The sequence below is a fragment of the Aquipseudomonas alcaligenes genome, assembly GCF_003205495.1.
GTDB lineage: Bacteria > Pseudomonadota > Gammaproteobacteria > Pseudomonadales > Pseudomonadaceae > Aquipseudomonas > Aquipseudomonas alcaligenes_B.
In genome coordinates, this window is sequence record NZ_QJRX01000005.1 from 55,857 (window position 1) to 73,394 (window position 17,538).

Genomic DNA, 17,538 nt, shown 5'->3' on the forward strand with positions numbered 1-17,538 from the left:
GCGGCCTGCAGAACGGACCATGAGCATCGGCATGAGCAACGAACTGAGAATCGAAGACCTGCAACTCGGCAGCGGCAAGGAAGCGGTCAAGGGCGCCCTGATCACCACCCAGTACCGCGGCTGGCTGGAAGACGGCAGCGAGTTCGACTCCTCCTACTCGCGCGGCAAGCCCTTCCAGTGCGTGATCGGCACGCGCCGCGTGATCCAGGGTTGGGACCTTGGCCTGATGGGCATGCGCGTCGGCGGCAAGCGCAAGCTCTGGGTGCCGGCCCAGCTGGGCTACGGCGAGCGCCAGGTCGGCTCGATCCCACCGAACTCCAACCTGGTGTTCGAGATCGAGCTGCTGGAAGTGCTGACCCGCGACGATTGATCCGCTACGCGGTCGCCACGCGCCGCCGGCGCAGGCTCCAGCCCTGCTGCATGCCGGCCGCGGCCAGCAGGATGGCCGCCACGCCCAGCCACTGCAGCGGGCTGAGACGGTGGCCGAAGGCCAACCAGTCGACGAAGATCGCCGCGATCGGGTAGACGAATGACAGTGCCCCGGTCAGCGCCGTCGGCAGTTTCTGGATGGCGCTGTACAGCAGCATGTACATCACCCCGGTATGAACGATGCCCAGGGTCAGCAGGCTGGCCCAGGCCTGCGCCTGCTCCGGCAGCTGGTAGCTGGCCAGCGGCGCCAGCATCAGGGTGCCGGTGAGCAGCTGGAGCAACGCGATCAGGTGCGGCGGCGTGCCAGTGAGGCGCTTGACGATCAGCGCCGCCAGGGCATAGAGCAGCGCGGCGCCCAGGGCCAGGGCGATGCCCAGCAGGTAGTTCTGCCCCGCCACCGCCCCGCTGCCGTGGGCGCTGACGATGGCCAGCATGCCGAGGAAGGCCAGGCCCAGCCAGGCCAGCTTGACCAGGGTGATGCGTTCGCCGAGAAACAGCGCCGCCAGGCCCACCAGCATGAACGGCTGGACGTTGTACACCGCCGTGCTGATGGCGATGGACGCCTGGGAATAGGCGGCGAACAGCAGCAGCCAGTTGCCGACTATGGCCACCCCGCTGAGCACGCCCAGGACCAGCACGCGACGGTTCAGCAGCTCGCGGCGCAGCAGGCCGAGTGCCGCGCACACCAGCAGCAACATGGCGCCGCCGACCACGCAGCGCCAGAACACCACGTCCACCACGGCCTGGCCGGACACCAGCACGAACCAGCCGATGGTGCCGGAAATCAGCATGGCCGCGAGCATTTCCAGCGAGCCGCGCCTGAGGGTGTTGTTCATGATCGAGCCTCCACAGTGAGTGGGTCCATTATTCGGATGCACCCCCTGCTCGCTCCAGAGCTAATCTAAGGCGTAAACATGCCTTCGCCTTTATTACGAAGGCGTTCCTCTCATTTCACCTAATGGCCCCTGCAATGACCGATGAAATCGACCAGATCCTGATCAGCGCCCTGATGGCCGACTCGCGCCGCTCGCTCAAGGCCCTGGCGCAGATCAGCGGGCTGTCCTCGCCCAGCGTCGCCGAACGCCTGCGCCGCCTGGAGGAGCGTGGGGTGATCCGCGGCTACACGGTGGAAGTCGATCCGCGCCACTTCGGCTACCAGCTGCAGGCCATCGTCCGGGTGCGCCCGCTGCCCGGCAGGCTGCACGAGGTGGAACGGCTGATCCAGTCCATCCCCGAGTTCACCGAGTGCGACAAGGTCACCGGCGAGGACTGCTTCATCGCCCGCCTGCACGTGCGCTCCATGGAGCAGCTGGACGAGCTGCTGGACCGCATCAACGCCTATGCCGAGAGCAATACCGCCATCGTCAAGAAGACCTCGGTGGCGCGCCGGTTGCCACCGATGAGTGGCGCATCCTGAACCTGGGCGCGCGGGTCTAACCTTGACAGAAATCTGCCGAAGCGCCGACAGGGCTTTATTTGTGCAAGGTTTGCAGTGTATTTTATCGATAAATATCGAATTTAAATCGAGCTGCGCCTGAGATGCGGAACTCGCCCCACCTGTAGCAGGAGTTGGCAACATGATCGAAGTCACCGAAGTGCCCATCGCCGAACTGCGCGCCGCGCTGGAGTCGGGCCGCACCACCGCCGTCGAACTGGTCCAGGCCTACTTCGCCCGCATCGATGCCTACGACGGTCCTGCCACGCCGACCCGCCTGAATGCCGTGGTGGTGCGCAACCCCGATGCGCTCAAGGAAGCCGAGGCCTCCGATGCCCGCCGCGCGCGTGGCGAGACCCTCGGCCCGCTCGATGGCATCCCCTACACCGCCAAGGACAGCTACCTGGTCAAGGGCCTCACCGCCGCCTCTGGCAGCCCGGCGTTCAAGGACCTGGTGGCCCAGCGCGACGCTTTCACCATCGAGCGCCTGCGCGCCGCCGGCGCCATCTGCCTGGGCAAGACCAACATGCCGCCCATGGCCAACGGCGGCATGCAGCGCGGCGTCTACGGCCGCGCCGAAAGCCCGTACAACGAGAAGTACCTGACCGCACCCTTCGCTTCCGGCTCGTCCAATGGCGCTGGCACCGCCACCGCCGCCAGCTTTTCCGCCTTCGGCCTGGCTGAGGAAACCTGGTCCAGCGGCCGCGGCCCGGCTTCGAACAACGGCCTGTGCGCCTACACGCCGTCGCGCGGGGTGATCTCGGTGCGCGGCAACTGGCCGCTGACGCCGACCATGGACGTGGTGGTGCCCTATGCGCGGACCATGGCCGACCTGCTGGAAGTGCTCGACGTGGTGGTGGCCGATGATCCGGACACGCGTGGCGACCTGTGGCGCCTGCAGCCCTGGGTGCCGATCCCCAAGCCTTCCGAGGTACGCCCGGCGTCCTACCTGGAACTCGCCGCCGGTGCCTCCGCGCTCAAAGGCAAGCGCCTGGGCGTGCCGCGCATGTTCATCAACAAGGACGAAGCCGCCGGCACCAGCGAGAACCCCGGCATCGGTGGCCCGACCGGCCAGCGCATCCACACCCGCGCCTCGGTGATCGCCCTGTGGGAGGCGGCGCGCCAGGCCCTGGAGGCCGCCGGCGCCGAGGTGATCGAAGTGGACTTCCCGCTGGTGTCCAACTGCGAGGGCGACCGCCCCGACGCGCCGACCGTGTTCAACCGCGGCATAGTCTCCCCCGAGTTCCTGCATGACGAGCTGTGGGAACTGTCCGGCTGGGCCTTCGACGACTTCCTGCGCGCCAATGGCGACCCCAGGCTGAACAAGCTGGCGGACGTCGACGGCCCGCAGATCTTCCCGCACGACCCGGGCACCCTGCCCAACCGCGAGGGCGACCTGGCCGCCGGCATGGACGAGTACGTCAACATGGCCAAGCGCGGCCTGAAGAGCTGGGACCAGATCGCCACCCTGCCGGACGGCCTGCGCGGCCTGGAGAAGACCCGCCGGCTCGACCTGGAAGACTGGATGGACAGCCTCGGGCTGGATGCCGTGCTGTTCCCCACCGTGGCCGACGTCGGCCCGGCGGATGCCGATATCAATCCGCAATCGGCCGATATCGCCTGGAGCAACGGCGTCTGGGTAGCCAACGGCAACCTGGCCATCCGCCACCTGGGCGTGCCGACCGTCACGGTGCCGATGGGGCTGATGGCCGATATCGGCATGCCGGTGGGCCTGACCTTCGCCGGCCGCGCCTACGACGACAACAGCCTGCTGCGCCTGGCCTCGGCCTTCGAGTCCACCGGCCAGCGGCGCCGGGTACCGCCGCGCACCCCGCCGCTGGCACGCGCCTAAATGGGCGACGCGGGGCCAAGGCCCCGCGTCGGGCGGCTCACGAGCTCAGGGCGAAGGCGCACATGTTGACCGTCGCGGCCAGGTTCAGCGACTCGATGGCGCCGCAGCCGGGGATGGTGAAGGGCCGGGCCGCGAGCGCGGCCAGCTGCTCGCGCGGCACGCCGCGCGCCTCGTTGCCGAACAGGTAGCAGTCGAAGGCCCTGAAGGCGGCCGACTGCACCGGCTCGCCCTGCATGTCGAGGCAGGCGATGCGGGGGAAGCGCGCGCCCAGGGTGTCCAGCTCAACGTCCAGTTCCAGCGGCGTGTGGAAGATGGCGCCCATGCTGGCACGCACCACCTTGGGGTTGTAGGGGTCGACGCTGCCGGGGCTGAGCAGGCAGCGCAGGCCGCCGAACCAGGCCAGGGTGCGCAGTATGGTGCCGAGGTTGCCCGGGTCCTGGATCTCGTGCAGGTAGATGGCGCGCTCGCCTGGGGCCGGCGGCGGCGGCACCAGCGCCGCGAGCGGCACCACGGCGAGGATCCCCTGCGGCGTCTGGGTGTCGGCGATCTGCGCCATCTGCCGCTCGCCGATCAGCTGCGTCTTGAACGGACTCTGCCAGTGCTCGTAGGCGGCCGTCACGTACAGCTGGCTGGCGCGCAGCGCGGGGTTGTGCACGGCGGCCTTCTGCAGCTCCAGCAGCAGGTGCTCGCCTTCCACCAGGAAATGGCCGAACTCGGCACGGTACTTCTTCTGCTGCAGCTTCTTGATGTCGTCGAGCTTCATCAGTGGCCCGCCAGGATCGACTTGGCCACCGCCTCGGCCACCTTGATGCCGTCCACCCCCGCCGAGAGGATGCCGCCAGCGTAGCCGGCGCCCTCGCCGGCCGGGTACAGGCCCTTGAGGTTTAGGCTCTGCAGGCTCTCGTTGTCGCGGGTGATACGCACCGGCGAGCTGGTGCGGGTCTCGATGCCGGTCAGCACCGCATCGTCCCGGTCGAAGCCGCGGATCTGCTTGCCGAAGGCCGGCAGCGCCTCGCGGATGGCCTCGATGGCGTAGTCCGGCAGCGAGGGGGCCAGGTCACCCAGGCGCACGCCGGGCTTGTAGGAGGGCTCCACCTCGCCGAACTCGCTGGACGGCACGCCGCGGATAAAGTCGCCAACCAGCTGGCCCGGGGCGCAGTAGTCGCGCCCGCCCAGCTCATAGGCGCGCGACTCCAGGCGCTCCTGCAGCTCCACGCCGGCCAGCGGGCCGCCGGGGAAGTCCTGCTCCGGGTTGATGCCGACGACTATGCCGGCGTTGGCATTGCGCTCGTTGCGCGAGTACTGGCTCATGCCGTTGGTGACCACCCGCTCCGGTTCGGAGGTGGCCGCCACCACGGTACCGCCCGGGCACATGCAGAAGCTGTAGACGGCGCGGCCGTTCTTGGCGTGGTGCACCAGCTTGTAGTCGGCGGCGCCCAGCTCCGGGTGGCCGGCGTACTTGCCCAGGCGCGCCTGGTCGATCAGCGATTGCGGGTGTTCGATGCGGAAGCCGATGGCGAAGGGCTTGGCCTCGATGAACACGCCCTGGCGGTGCAGCATGCGGAAGGTATCGCGCGAGCTGTGCCCCAGCGCCAGCACCACATGACGGCTGCGCAGGGTCTCGCCATTGGCCAGCACCACGCCCTCGAGCTGGCCGTCGTCGATCACAAGGTCGGTCACCTTGCTCTCGAAGCGCACTTCGCCGCCGAGGGCGATGATCTCCTCGCGCATGGCCGCCACCACGCCGGTCAGGCGGAAGGTGCCGATGTGCGGCTTGCTGACGTACATGATCTCTTCCGGCGCGCCGGCGCGGACGAACTCGCTCATCACCTTGCGCCCGTAGAACTTGGGGTCCTTGATCTGGCTGTAGAGCTTGCCGTCGGAGAACAGCCCCGCCCCGCCCTCGCCGAACTGCACGTTGGACTCGGGGGTCAGGGTCTTCTTGCGCCACAGCGCCCAGGTGTCCTTGGTGCGCCGGCGCACATCCTTGCCGCGCTCCAGCACGATCGGCTTGAAGCCCATCTGCGCCAGCAGCAGCGCGGCGAACAGGCCGCAGGGACCGAAGCCGACCACGATCGGACGCTCGGCGAGGCCGGCCGGCGCCTGGCCGACCGGGTAGTAGTGGGTGTCCGGCGCCGGGCGGATGTGCGGGTCGCCGGCGAAACGCGCCAGGATGCCCGCCTCGTCGCGCACCTCCAGATCGATGATGTAGATGAACAGGATCACGCTGTTCTTCTTGCGCGCATCGTAGCTGCGCTTGAACACGCTGAAGTTCAGCAGGTCGGCGTCGGTGATGCCCAGGCGGCGGACGATGGCCGCGCGCAGCTCATCGGCGGCATGGTCGAGGGGCAGGGACAGTTCGGTGATGCGAATCATGGCGGTATCCTGGCCGGTGACTCCGGCAAAGGAGGCAATAGAGAGGGGGTAGGCCGGCAATTGTAGCCGCCACCAGCCACCGCTGTCAGGGCCGCAGGGCCCGTGGATTTAACCTGCGCGGCACTATCGGCTTATAATCGCCGCCACTTTGCGCCCCTGCCCGCTTTGCGGCGGCGCGCATCTCACCCGATTTCCCGTGCCTGGCCCCCTCATGAAACGCTCCAAAAGCAGCAGCCGCTGGCTGAACGAACACGTCAACGATCCTTACGTCAAACGCGCACAGAAGGACGGCTACCGCTCGCGTGCCAGTTACAAGCTGATCGAGCTGAACGAGAAGGACAAGCTGATCCGTCCCGGCATGCTGGTCATGGACCTGGGTTCCGCGCCCGGCGGCTGGTCGCAGGTGGCCGGCAAGATCGTCGGCGAGCAAGGTCGGGTGATCGCCAGCGACATCCTGCCGATGGACCCGCTGGACAACGTCGACTTCATCCAGGGCGACTTCACCGAAGACAGTGTGTTCCAGCAGATCCTCGCCAAGCTGGACGGCCGCCAGCCCGACCTGATCATCTCCGACATCGCCCCCAACATCAGCGGCGTCGCCGTTGCCGACCAGGCCTCGTCGATGTACCTGGTCGAGCTCACCCTCGACATGGTGCGCCAGGTGCTCAAGCCCGGCGGCAACTATGCGGTCAAGGTGTTCCAGGGCGAAGGCTCCGAGGCCTTCCTGAAGGATGTGCGCAGCTCGTTCGAGAAGGTGATGGTGCGCAAGCCGGAAGCCTCGCGACCGCGCTCGCGGGAGGTCTACCTGGTGGCCAAGGGCTTCAAGGGCGAATAGGCCGCCGATGCACAGGCATAAAAAAGCCGCTCGAATGAGCGGCTTTTTTCATGGGGCGCGGCGCCGGCCTATTCGGCCAGGCGCCAGGTGGTGCCACCCTTGCCGTCTTCCAGCACCACGCCCATGGCGGTGAGCTGGTCGCGGATGCGGTCGCTTTCGGCCCAGTTCTTGTCGGCGCGGGCCTGCAGGCGCGCGGCAATCAGCGCGTCCACCGCAGCGGCATCGACCTTGCCGGCGGCGCCGGCCTGCAGGAAGGCCTCCGGCTCCAGCTGCAACACGCCGAGCACGCCGGCCAGCTGCTTGAGCTGGGCGGCCAGGCCGGCGGCGGCCTGTTCATCCGACTCGCGCAGGCGGTTGACCTCGCGGATCATCTCGAACAGCACGGCGCAGGCTTCCGGCGAGTTGAAGTCGTCGTCCATCGCCGCACCGAAGCGCTCGACGAATTCCGCTCCACCGGCCGGTGCCGCTTCCGGCAGGCCCTTGAGGCCGTTGTAGAAGCGTTCCAGGGCGCCCTTGGCTTCCTTGAGGCTGTCTTCGGAGTAGTTGATCGGGCTGCGGTAGTGGCTGGACACCAGCAGGTAGCGCACCACTTCCGGGTGGTACTTCTCCAGCACCTCGCGGATGGTGAAGAAGTTGCCCAGACTCTTGGACATCTTCTCACCGTCCACGCGCACCGCGCCGGCGTGCATCCAGGCCTTGGCGTAGAGTTTGCCGGTGGCCGCCTCGCTCTGCGCGATCTCGTTCTCGTGGTGCGGGAACACCAGGTCCGGGCCGCCGCCGTGGATGTCGAAGGTCTCGCCCAGGCAGCAGGTGGACATCACCGAGCACTCGATGTGCCAGCCCGGCCGGCCCTTGCCCCAGGGCGAATCCCAGCTCGGCTCGCCCGGCTTGGCGCCCTTCCACAGCACGAAGTCCAGCGGGTCTTCCTTGATCTCGTCGACCTCGATGCGCGCGCCGATCTTCAGCTCGTCGATCTTGCGACGGGACAGCTTGCCGTAGGTCTCGAACTTGGTGACGCGGTAGTACACGTCACCATTGCCCGGGGCGTAGGCAAAGCCCTTGTCGATCAGGGTCTGGATCATCTGGTGCATGCCGGCGATATGGCCGGTGGCGCGCGGCTCGATGTCCGGGCGCAGCACGGAAAGGCGCGCCTCGTCCTCGTGCATGGCGGCAATCATGCGCTCGACCAGCGCCTCGAACGGCTCGCCGTTCTCGTTGGCGCGCTTGATGATCTTGTCGTCAATGTCGGTGATGTTGCGCACATAGGTCACGTCATAGCCGCGCTGGCGCAGCCAGCGGGTGACCACGTCGAAGGCCACCATCACGCGGGCATGGCCGATGTGGCAGAAGTCGTACACGGTCATGCCGCACACGTACATGCGCACGCTGTTGCCTTCCAGCGGCTGGAAAACGTCCTTGGTCTTGCTCAGGGTGTTGTAGATGGAAAGCATCTTTAAATTTCCTCAAGAACGGCTTTCAAAGCAGCGAGCGAAGATCAGGCAAGGCGAAGCGGGGTGAGGAAGCGGAATGTACTGCAGTACATGAGCATTCCGAACCTCGCTTCAACACAGCATGATCGAGCGCAGCAATTTGACAGCCGTTATTGCCCCCAGGAGTCGCGCAGGGTGACTGTACGGTTGAACACCGGCTTGCCCGGCTGGGTGTCCTTCAGGTCGGCGACGAAGTAGCCTTCGCGCTCGAACTGGAAGCGCTCTTCCGGCGCGGCGTTGGCCAGCGAGGGCTCGGCGCGGCAGCCAGTGAGGACGACCAGCGAATCCGGGTTGATGTTGTCGAGGAAGCTGCCGCCCTCCTCGCTCTTCTCCGGGTTGGCGGAGCGGAACAGGCGGTCGTATAGGCGCACTTCGCACTCGACGCTCTCGGCGGCCGGCACCCAGTGGATCACGCCCTTGACCTTGCGGCCTTCCGGGTTCTTGCCCAGGGTGTTCTCGTCGTAGGAGCAGCGCAGCTCGACGATATTGCCGGCGGCGTCCTTCACGGCTTCATCCGCGCGGATCACGTAGCTGCCGCGCAGGCGCACTTCGCCGCCCGGGATCAGGCGCTTGAAGCCGTCCGGCGGGGTTTCCTCGAAGTCGCTGGCGTCGATGTAGATCTCGCGGCTGAACGGCAGCACGCGCACGCCCATGTCCTGCTTGGGGTGGCGCGGCAGTTCGAGGTTCTCGACCTTGCCTTCCGGGTAGTTGGTGATCACCACTTTCAGCGGCTTGAGTACGCACATGGCACGGGCAGCGTTGGCGTCCAGGTCCTCGCGGATGGCGAATTCCAGCATGCCGATGTCGACCACGCCGCCGGCGCGGTTGACGCCGATCATGTCGCAGAAGGTGCGGATCGAGGCCGGGGTGTAGCCACGGCGACGGTAGCCGGACAAGGTCGACATGCGCGGATCATCCCAGCCCTGCACATGGCCTTCATCGACCAGCTGCTTGAGCTTGCGCTTGCTGGTGACGGTGTAGTTCAGGTTGAGGCGGGCGAATTCGTACTGGCGCGGCTGGGCCGGCACCGACAGGTTGGCCAGGAACCACTCGTAGAGCGGGCGATGGTCCTCGAACTCCAAGGTGCAGATGGAGTGGGTGATGCCCTCGATGGCATCGGACTGGCCGTGGGTGAAGTCGTAGCTCGGGTAGATGCACCATTTGTCGCCGGTCTGGTGGTGATGGGCGTGGCGGATGCGGTAGAGGATCGGGTCGCGCAGGTTGATGTTCGGCGAGGCCATGTCGATCTTGGCGCGCAGCGAACGGGCGCCGTCCGGGAACTCGCCGGCCTTCATGCGCGCGAACAGGTCGAGGTTCTCTTCCACGCTGCGGTCGCGGAACGGGCTGTTCTTGCCCGGCTCGGTCAGGCTGCCGCGGTATTCGCGCATCTCGTCGGCGTTCAGGTCGCAGACGAAGGCCTTGCCGGCCTTGATCAGCTCGATGGCCCAGGCATGCAGCTGGTCGAAGTAGTTGGAGGCGTAGCGCTCCTCGCCGGCCCACTTGAAGCCCAGCCACTCGACATCGGCCTTGATCGCGTCGATGTATTCCTGGTCTTCCTTGGCCGGGTTGGTGTCGTCGAAACGCAGGTTGCACTCGCCACCGAATTCCTGGGCCAGGCCGAAGTTCAGGCAGATGCTCTTGGCGTGGCCAATGTGCAGGTAGCCGTTGGGCTCCGGCGGGAAGCGGGTGATGATCTTGCTGTGCTTGCCGCTGTCCAGGTCGGCCTGGACGATGGGGCGCAGGAAATTCGCGGCTTTTTCGACGGTGGGCTTGCTCATGATGTCCTTAGGCTGAAGGGCGGCGACGGCCGAGACAGTAGGCCGGTCAAGACAAAGCCCGTATGATACCCAACCCGTCAACCCCCTGACAGCCGCAAAGCGACCGGGCGTGGCCTTTTGGCGCAAACGCGCCACCCTGCCCCCGCCGCCTTGCCCGAATTCGAGAGTGCTACTCCATGATCAAGCTGCATACCAACCACGGCGTCATCACCCTGGAACTATTCGAAGACAAGGCCCCGGAAACCGCGGCCAACTTCAAGGAATACGTGAAGAGCGGCCACTACGACGGCACCGTGTTCCACCGCGTGATCAGCAACTTCATGATCCAGGGCGGCGGTTTCGAGCCGGGCATGAAGCAGAAGCCGACCCGCGCGCCGATCAAGAACGAGGCCAACAACGGCGTCTCCAACAAGGTCGGCACCATCGCCATGGCCCGCACCATGGACCCGCACTCGGCCTCCGCGCAGTTCTTCATCAACGTCGCCGACAACGGTTTCCTCGACCACACCGCGCCGACCATGCAGGGCTGGGGCTACGCCGTGTTCGGTCAGGTGACCGAGGGCATGGACGTGGTCGAGAAGATCAAGGGCGTGGCCACCACCATGAAGTCCGGCCACCAGGACGTGCCGGTGGAAGACGTGGTGATCGAGAAGGCCGAAATCGTCGAGTGATTCGATGATCCTGCTGATCTCCGATCTGCACTTGGAAGAGCAACGCCCGGACATCACCCGGGCGTTTGTGCATTTCCTCGAGACCCGCGCCCGCCAGGCCGAGGCGCTGTATATCCTCGGCGACTTCTTCGAGGTGTGGGTCGGCGACGACGGCATGTCGCCCTTCCAGCACGACATCGCCCGCGCCCTGCGCGAGTTGAGCGATGCCGGCACGCGCATCTACCTGATGCACGGCAACCGCGATTTCCTTATCGGCCGCGCCTTCTGCCGCGCCGCCGGCTGCACCCTGCTGCAGGACCCGAGCCTGGTGCAGTTCAATGGCGAGCCGGTGCTGCTGATGCACGGCGACAGCCTGTGCACCCTTGATGTCGGCTATATGAAGCTGCGTCGCCTGCTGCGCAACCCGCTCAGCCTGTTCATCCTGCGTAACCTGCCACTGACCACCCGCCGCAAGCTGGCGCGCAAGCTGCGCAGCGAGAGCCGCGCGCAAACGCGCATGAAGGCCCGCGAGATCATCGACGTCACCCCCGACGAAGTACCGCGCATCATGGCTGAGTATGGCGTGCGCACCCTGATCCACGGCCATACCCATCGCCCCGCCGAACACCAGCTCGAGGTGAATGGCCAGAGCGCCCGACGCATCGTCCTCGGCGACTGGGACCGCCAGGGCTGGGCCCTGCAGATCGACGAGCAGGGTTTGCACCAGGCCCCCTTCCCGCTCGCCTGAGCGACGAGAGACGCGCCACATACCGGCACGGTGCCACTTGACGCTCCCGCGGAGCCTGCGCAGCATGCGCGCACCTTTCCCGCAGTCAAGGATCGATCATGGAAATCCCCGCCACCCCCGCCCCCAAATCCCTGTTCAAGTACGTCGGCGTGCCCGTGCTGGTCGCCGCCATCGGCTTCATCGGCTTCAACGGCATTTTCTTCTACAACGAAGCCGGCTTCGCCACCCATGTGCGGACCATCTTCGGCGAAGAGAAGATCGTCGACGACGTCGGCTACGCCACCAAGTGGTTCGGCCGCGCCACGCCCTGGAAGAAGGCACTGAGCGTGCAGTCGGTGCTGATCGCCGGCAACGAGATCGACGACAGCAGCGACAACGACAGCCTGGGCGCCACCATCGAGGCTTTCCCCATCGTCTTCCTCGGCAACGTCGACGCCAAGGTCGAGTCCTCGGCGCGCTTCCGCCTGCCCGGCGGCGACCAGTTCCTGAAGATCGCCCAGGAGTACCGCAACCCGGAAAACTTCATCAAGACCGCGCTGGTGCCGGCGATCAAGGAAACCCTGCAAGCCACCGCCTCGCTGATGAGCGCCGACGACTACTACGCCGGCGCCCGCAGCGAGTTCGCCGCCGAGTTCGAGAACCAGCTCAACGACGGCCTGTACCTGATCAAGCGCAAGGAAGTGCGCGGCCCGCGCGGCCACCTGCCGAGCCAGACCGCGATCCTCCAGGCCGGCACCGAACAGGGCAACTTCGGCGACAACAACGCCAGCCAGTTCGTCACCGAGAAGGTGGTGGATGACAAGGGCATCCCGGTGCGCAAGCAGCAGCAGTTCCGCAAGTATGGCGTGGAAGTGGTCGAGGCGCGCATCACCAACGTCGACCCCAACCCGCAGTACAAGCAGCGCATGGTCAAGGTCCAGCAGGCACTGGCCGAACTGGCCGTGGCCCGGCAGAACCGCCTGAAGGAAGAGGAAGAGAAGCTGCTGGTCACCGCCCGCGGCGAGAAGGAAGTCGAGGCCCGCCGCCAGGAAACCCTGCGCGACCAGATCGAACAGACCACCCAGGCCGAGACCGAGAAGCAGCTGGCCGTGATCAACGCCGAGCGCGAGAAGCAGCGCGCCGAGATCGAGAAGCAGACCGCCGAACTGCTGCGTGACAAGGCGGCGATCACCGCCGATGCCACCAAGATCACTGCCGATGCCGAAGCCTACGCGCGCAAGGCGGTGATCGAGGCGGACGGCGCCCTGCAGCCCAAGCTCGACGCCCTGGTACAGATCAACAAGGTGTGGGCCGAGGCCGCCTCCCAGGCACCGGTGCCGGGCGTGATGATGGGCGGCGCCGGCAACGGCGCCAGTGCCAGCCGCCAGGACGAGATCGGCCAATTGATGGGCATTCTCGCCACCAAGGCCGCCCGCGACCTGTCGCTGGACATGAAGGTCAAGGAATAAGCGCCCGCCGCCTCAGCGAACGCCCCGCACCCGCGGGGCGTTTTGTTTTGCGCGGATCAGGCCGAGAACAGCAGCGCCTTGAGCGCCGCATCGGGGTCACTGTCGGCGAACTCCGGCGGATTGGCCAGGCGCTCGACAAAGCGCAGCGCCGGAGCCTCGCGGGCCATCTCGGCGATGAGGAAATCCGGCGTGATCGCCGGGTCGTTGCAGCAGGCCAGCACCCGCCCCGACGGCGTCAGCAGCTCCGGCAGACGGCGCATGATCCGGGCGTAGTCGCGGCTGAGAATGAAGCTGCCCTTCTGGAAGCTCGGCGGGTCGACGATGATCAGGTCGAAGGGGCCTTCGCGGCGCAGCTTGCCCCAGGAGTTGAACAGGTCGTGGCCGAGAAAGCTCACCCGCGAAAGCTCGTGGCCGTTCAGCCGGTGGTTGTCGCGGCCGCGGCTCAGGGCCGGGCGCGACATGTCCAGGTTGACCACCCGCGCGGCGCCGCCGGCGATGACCGCCACGGAGAAGCCGCAGGTGTAGGCGAACAGGTTGAGCACCACCTGCCCGGCTGCCTGCCGACGCACCCACTGGCGCCCCAGGCGCATGTCGAGGAACAGCCCGCTGTTCTGCTTGCGACCCAGGTCGAGGCGGTAACGCAGGCCGTCCTCGACGATCTCGCAGCCGTCGATGGCCTCGCCCTGCAGGTACTCGGTGGCGCTGTCGGCGCGGTAGCGGTGCTGCAGCAGCAGGTGCGAGGCAGCGCTGCTGCGCCAGGCCGGCGAGGCGGCGAACTCGCGCAGCATCCGCTGCAGATCGGCCAACTGCTGCGCCTGCGGCTCGCGGAACAGCGTCACCAGCAACACGCCCTGCAGCCAGTCGACGGTGAGCTGCTCCAGCCCCGGCCACTGCCGGCCACGCCCATGAAACAGGCGACGGGCCTCATGCGGCAAGTCGCCGAAGGCGACGCTCAGGTGCTGCTGCAGGGTAGCGATGGCGGCGGGAGTCATGGTGTTCGTGGCTGGCGGCTGGGCGCCGCATTCTATGCCAGGCGCCTGGCAATCGCGGGCAAAAAAAACGGCCCATCACCAGCAGGTGTGGGCCGTAAAGCACTAACGGGTCGTGCGTGGTGCCCGGCGGCGCCCGATGAGGGATGGGCGCTGCAGGGCTGAACGCGCGACTGGACGACCGGCCAGCCGCGCGGGGGGTAGCTGCCCTTAGATATGGGCGTCCTGGTATTCCTTCTCGGCTTCGTCGAAACGCTTGTGCATGGCGCTGGACGGAGCATTGCCGATGCGGCTGAAGATGACGATGGCGAGGGTGGCCAGGATGAAGCCCGGGATGATTTCGTACAGGCCCAGACCGATCCAGTTCTTCCACACCACCACGGTCACCGCACCGACGATCATGCCGGCCAGGGCACCGTTGCGGGTCATGCCCTTCCACAGCACGGAGAGGATCACCACCGGACCGAAGGCGGCACCGAAGCCTGCCCAGGCGTAGGACACCAGGCCCAGCACGCGGTTTTCCGGGTTGGAAGCCAGCAGGATGGCGATCACCGCGACCAGCAGCACCATGGCGCGACCGACCCAGACCAGCTCGCTCTGGCTGGCGCCCTTGCGCAGGAAGGCCTTGTAGAAGTCCTCGGTCAGGGCACTGGAGCAGACCAGCAGCTGGCAGCTCAGGGTGGACATCACCGCGGCCAGGATGGCGGACAGCAGAATGCCGGCGATCCACGGATTGAACAGGATCTTCGACAGCTCGATGAACACGCGCTCCGGGTTCTCGCTGACCGGGCCGGCCAGTGCCGGGTTGGCCTGGAAGTAGGCGATACCGAAGAAGCCGACGGCCACGGCGCCGCCCAGGCAGAGGATCATCCAGGTCATGGAGATGCGACGGGCAGCCGGGATCGACTTGACCGAGTCGGCGGCCATGAAGCGCGCCAGGATGTGCGGCTGGCCGAAATAGCCCAGCCCCCAGGCCATCAGCGAGATCACGCCGACGAAGGTGGCGCCCTTGAGCATGTCGAAGTTGGTGGCGTCCTTCAGCTCGATGGCGGCGAAGGTGGTGTCCATGCCGCCGGTGGCGATCATCACCATCACCGGCGTGAGGATCAGGGCGAAGATCATCAGGGTGGCCTGCACGGTGTCGGTCCAGCTCACCGCCAGGAAGCCACCGATGAAGGTGTAGGCGATGGTGGCGGCGGCGCCGGCCCACAGGGCGGTCTCGTAGCTCATGCCGAAGGTGCTTTCGAACAGGCGGGCACCGGCGACCACGCCGGAGGCGCAGTAGATGGTGAAGAACACCAGGATCACCAGGGCCGAGAAGATGCGCAGGATGCGGCTGTTGTCCTCGAAGCGGTTGGTGAAGTAGTCCGGCAGGGTCAGGGCGTTGCCGTTGTGCTCGGTCTGCACGCGCAGACGGCCGGCGACGAACAGCCAGTTGAGGTAGGCACCGACAATCAGGCCGATGGCGATCCAGCTCTCGGAGATACCGGCGACGAAGATGGCGCCCGGCAGGCCCATCAGCAGCCAGCCGCTCATGTCGGAAGCGCCGGCCGACAGCGCGGTGACGAAGCTGCCGATGCTGCGGCCACCGAGAATGTAGTCGGACAGGTTCTTGGTACGCAGGTAGGCGATGAGACCGATCAGCACCATCGCGGCGATATACACCACGAACGTGATCAGCATGGGGGTACTGGCTGTCATGGGAGGATGCCCTCTCGCTTGTTGTTATGGCCGCAGTGTTGACCGCGACGTGGTTGGCAAATGCGCCCGCTTGTGGCGGGAGCCTGAAGGCCAGGGTCGTGCGGCCCTGACTTGGAAGACTGACGCCCGCTGCCGGCGCCGCATCACGCCGCTTCCCTCCCGGAAGCGACAGCGGAGCACAGGCGCAATCCCACGGATTCGGGGGGCCGCAGCGGTGCTCCGTTCTTTCGGTGTAGCCCAGCCCCGAGGCAGCGCAAGCGCAGGCCCCGAATGCGGGATGCAGGACTCTAGTGACAGGGGGATGACCGCTTCTTGCGAAAGACTCCGGAGTTTTTGCAAAAAACTCCGGAAGCGGGAACTTTCCGCCGCGACCAGTGACGCCGCGGCAGCGCCGACCTCAGCGCAGCAGACTGTCGATGGAGCAGGCGTAGCCTTTCATCTTCGGTTGCCGCGCGGCGCTGAAGCGCCGGAAATCCAGACCGATGTCGGGGCGCTGCAGGCGATTCAGCAGCCTGCGCGCCTCCTGACCATCGACCAGCCGCAGCAGATGCGCCATCTGCTCCAGACCACCGCGCTCGGCGAAATCCAGCCCACGCGAGTGGTCATGCAGCATCACCATGGCACAGCCACCGAGGATGAAGTGTCCGGTGGCCAACACGCTGAAGCTCTCGTCGACACGCGCCTGCAGGGCACGCGGGGAGTTGTTCAGGGCCGTGTAACGCAGCTGGCGACCCTGCTCCTTGGCCGCGCGCATTACACCGAAGGCCATCTCGTCATTGGTCGACCAGACCAGCTCGACTTCCGGGTAGCGCGGCAGCAGCGCCTGTGCCTGTTCGTAGGCACGCTCCTCTTTCCACTCGCCGTACAGCAGCTGGCGCAGGCGCATCTGCGGGTGCTCGGCCAGCGCGCGGTGCAGGCCCTGTTCGCGCAGGGTGGCCGAGGGCGTGTTCTTCACCCCGGAGAACGCCACCAGGTCGGCACCACTCCTAGGTGCCAGGGCGATCAGCGCCTTGGCCATCAGGTAGCCGGCTTCCTCGTCATTCGGCACCAGGCTGCCGATCCAGTTGGCGTACTTGCCACGAGGGCCGCCGGCCAGCGCCTGCTGCTCCGGTGTCAGGGTGCTGTGCAGGGCGAACAGGCGTACCCCGCTGTCCGCGAACAGGCGCAGCAGCTCCGGGCCGACATACTGCTCGTTGACGAATACCAGATAGTCGGGCTTGCGCGGACGCTGCAGGATCTGGTGGGCATGCCGCAGGATGTTGTTCGCATCGCGTTCGCCATACAGCACCTCCAGCTGCATGCCCAGATCGCCTGCAGCATCCTGCATATATTGGGAGTAGCTGACCCAGAAGCGCTCGTGGGAGAAACCGGGGTTGAGAAACAGCACGGAGGAAGCATGCGCCAGGCCGGAAAACAGCGCCAAGGCGAGGATGCAGAGAACACGCGGGAACACGATGATGAATCCGAATTCAGTAAAGGCGCGGCGCATTATACAGAGGATGGCCTGGCACACTGCCATCAACCGATGCCTTTGAGGATTAAAAGCCAGCGCCGGTCACTCGCCGCTGGCTCGCAGCAACCCCGAACGCCCTACTGCTGACTGACCCAGAACACCGCCGTGCTCACGGCAATCAGGATCAGGGCGAAGATCGCCCAGGCGTCGACGACGCTGTCCTTGTCATCCGAACTGGAATGCTCGCTCATGCTGCCCCCTTTGTTGTGGTTATGGGTGGTTCGCCAAGGTAGTTAAGACCAGAGCGTCCCCCGTCACAAGCGGCGAGCCTTTATCACTTTTAGTGAAGTGCAT

General features: G+C 66.3%; 15 protein-coding genes. 7 read left to right on the plus strand and 8 right to left on the minus strand.

Translation table 11 applies throughout. From position 1 onward, the window contains the following. Positions 1-31 precede the first annotated feature (31 nt). Positions 32-370, plus strand: coding sequence for an FKBP-type peptidyl-prolyl cis-trans isomerase (locus tag DMO17_RS10390; RefSeq protein ID WP_110682704.1), 339 nt, complete (start codon positions 32-34; stop codon positions 368-370). Between the two features lie 4 nt (positions 371-374). Here DMO17_RS10390 and DMO17_RS10395 read toward each other — a convergent pair whose 3' ends face one another. After that, a complete protein-coding gene (locus tag DMO17_RS10395; RefSeq protein ID WP_110682426.1) occupies positions 375-1,265 on the minus strand; it encodes a DMT family transporter in 891 nt (296 codons plus the stop codon). 134 nt (positions 1,266-1,399) lie between these two features. Between DMO17_RS10395 and DMO17_RS10400 the strand changes: the two genes are divergently transcribed. Next, positions 1,400-1,846 carry an Lrp/AsnC family transcriptional regulator gene (locus DMO17_RS10400; protein WP_110682427.1) on the plus strand — a complete coding sequence of 149 codons (447 nt, stop codon included), beginning with the start codon at positions 1,400-1,402 and terminating at the stop codon, positions 1,844-1,846. Between the two features lie 160 nt (positions 1,847-2,006). Beyond that, positions 2,007-3,716, plus strand: a complete 1,710-nt coding sequence (locus tag DMO17_RS10405; protein ID WP_110682428.1) for an amidase — start codon at positions 2,007-2,009, stop codon at positions 3,714-3,716. A gap of 37 nt (positions 3,717-3,753) precedes the next feature. Here the strand turns inward: DMO17_RS10405 and DMO17_RS10410 are convergent, their stop codons facing one another. Both DMO17_RS10410 and DMO17_RS10415 read right to left on the minus strand, forming a co-directional pair. Continuing rightward, complete coding sequence (locus DMO17_RS10410; RefSeq protein WP_110682429.1) at positions 3,754-4,479, minus strand: RNA methyltransferase; 726 nt, start codon at positions 4,477-4,479, stop codon at positions 3,754-3,756. After that, a complete protein-coding gene (locus DMO17_RS10415; RefSeq protein WP_110682430.1) occupies positions 4,479-6,092 on the minus strand; it encodes an NAD(P)/FAD-dependent oxidoreductase in 1,614 nt (537 codons plus the stop codon). Before DMO17_RS10415 ends, DMO17_RS10410 begins: the two co-directional genes overlap by 1 nt. Positions 6,093-6,303: 211 nt before the next feature. Between DMO17_RS10415 and rlmE the strand changes: the two genes are divergently transcribed. Next, entirely contained in the window at positions 6,304-6,927 is a 624-nt protein-coding gene (rlmE, locus tag DMO17_RS10420) for a 23S rRNA (uridine(2552)-2'-O)-methyltransferase RlmE (protein ID WP_110682431.1), read from the plus strand. Between the two features lie 68 nt (positions 6,928-6,995). On the opposite strand, the gene cysS is transcribed toward rlmE, so the two are convergent. Together cysS and DMO17_RS10430 are read right to left on the minus strand one after the other, a co-directional pair. Then, the gene (gene cysS / locus DMO17_RS10425; protein ID WP_110682432.1) at positions 6,996-8,378 is read right to left on the minus strand and encodes a cysteine--tRNA ligase; all 1,383 of its coding nucleotides are present in this window, start codon (positions 8,376-8,378) and stop codon (positions 6,996-6,998) included. A 149-nt stretch (positions 8,379-8,527) separates the two neighbouring features. After that, positions 8,528-10,195, minus strand: a complete 1,668-nt coding sequence (locus DMO17_RS10430; RefSeq protein WP_110682433.1) for a glutamine--tRNA ligase/YqeY domain fusion protein — start codon at positions 10,193-10,195, stop codon at positions 8,528-8,530. A gap of 176 nt (positions 10,196-10,371) precedes the next feature. On the opposite strand from DMO17_RS10430, the gene DMO17_RS10435 reads away from it, so the two are divergent. The 3 genes from DMO17_RS10435 to DMO17_RS10445 all read left to right on the plus strand — a co-directional run bounded on the left by DMO17_RS10435 (position 10,372) and on the right by DMO17_RS10445 (position 13,041). Further along, positions 10,372-10,866, plus strand: a complete 495-nt coding sequence (locus tag DMO17_RS10435; RefSeq protein WP_110682434.1) for a peptidylprolyl isomerase — start codon at positions 10,372-10,374, stop codon at positions 10,864-10,866. 4 nt (positions 10,867-10,870) lie between these two features. Beyond that, positions 10,871-11,593 carry a UDP-2,3-diacylglucosamine diphosphatase gene (gene lpxH / locus DMO17_RS10440; RefSeq protein ID WP_110682435.1) on the plus strand — a complete coding sequence of 241 codons (723 nt, stop codon included), beginning with the start codon at positions 10,871-10,873 and terminating at the stop codon, positions 11,591-11,593. A 98-nt stretch (positions 11,594-11,691) separates the two neighbouring features. Then, positions 11,692-13,041: an SPFH domain-containing protein gene (locus tag DMO17_RS10445; RefSeq protein ID WP_110682436.1), complete on the plus strand. Its 1,350-nt coding sequence runs from the start codon at positions 11,692-11,694 to the stop codon at positions 13,039-13,041. 56 nt (positions 13,042-13,097) lie between these two features. On the opposite strand, the gene DMO17_RS10450 is transcribed toward DMO17_RS10445, so the two are convergent. The 3 genes from DMO17_RS10450 to DMO17_RS10460 form a co-directional block, all read right to left on the minus strand. Beyond that, on the minus strand, positions 13,098-14,033 hold the full coding sequence (locus DMO17_RS10450) for a class I SAM-dependent methyltransferase (protein WP_110682437.1): 936 nt from the start codon (positions 14,031-14,033) through the stop codon (positions 13,098-13,100). A 207-nt stretch (positions 14,034-14,240) separates the two neighbouring features. Next, complete coding sequence (gene putP, locus DMO17_RS10455) at positions 14,241-15,731, minus strand: sodium/proline symporter PutP (RefSeq protein ID WP_110682438.1); 1,491 nt, start codon at positions 15,729-15,731, stop codon at positions 14,241-14,243. A gap of 397 nt (positions 15,732-16,128) precedes the next feature. After that, the gene (locus DMO17_RS10460; protein WP_110682705.1) at positions 16,129-17,220 is read right to left on the minus strand and encodes an ABC transporter substrate-binding protein; all 1,092 of its coding nucleotides are present in this window, start codon (positions 17,218-17,220) and stop codon (positions 16,129-16,131) included. Between the last annotated feature and the right edge of the window lie 318 nt (positions 17,221-17,538).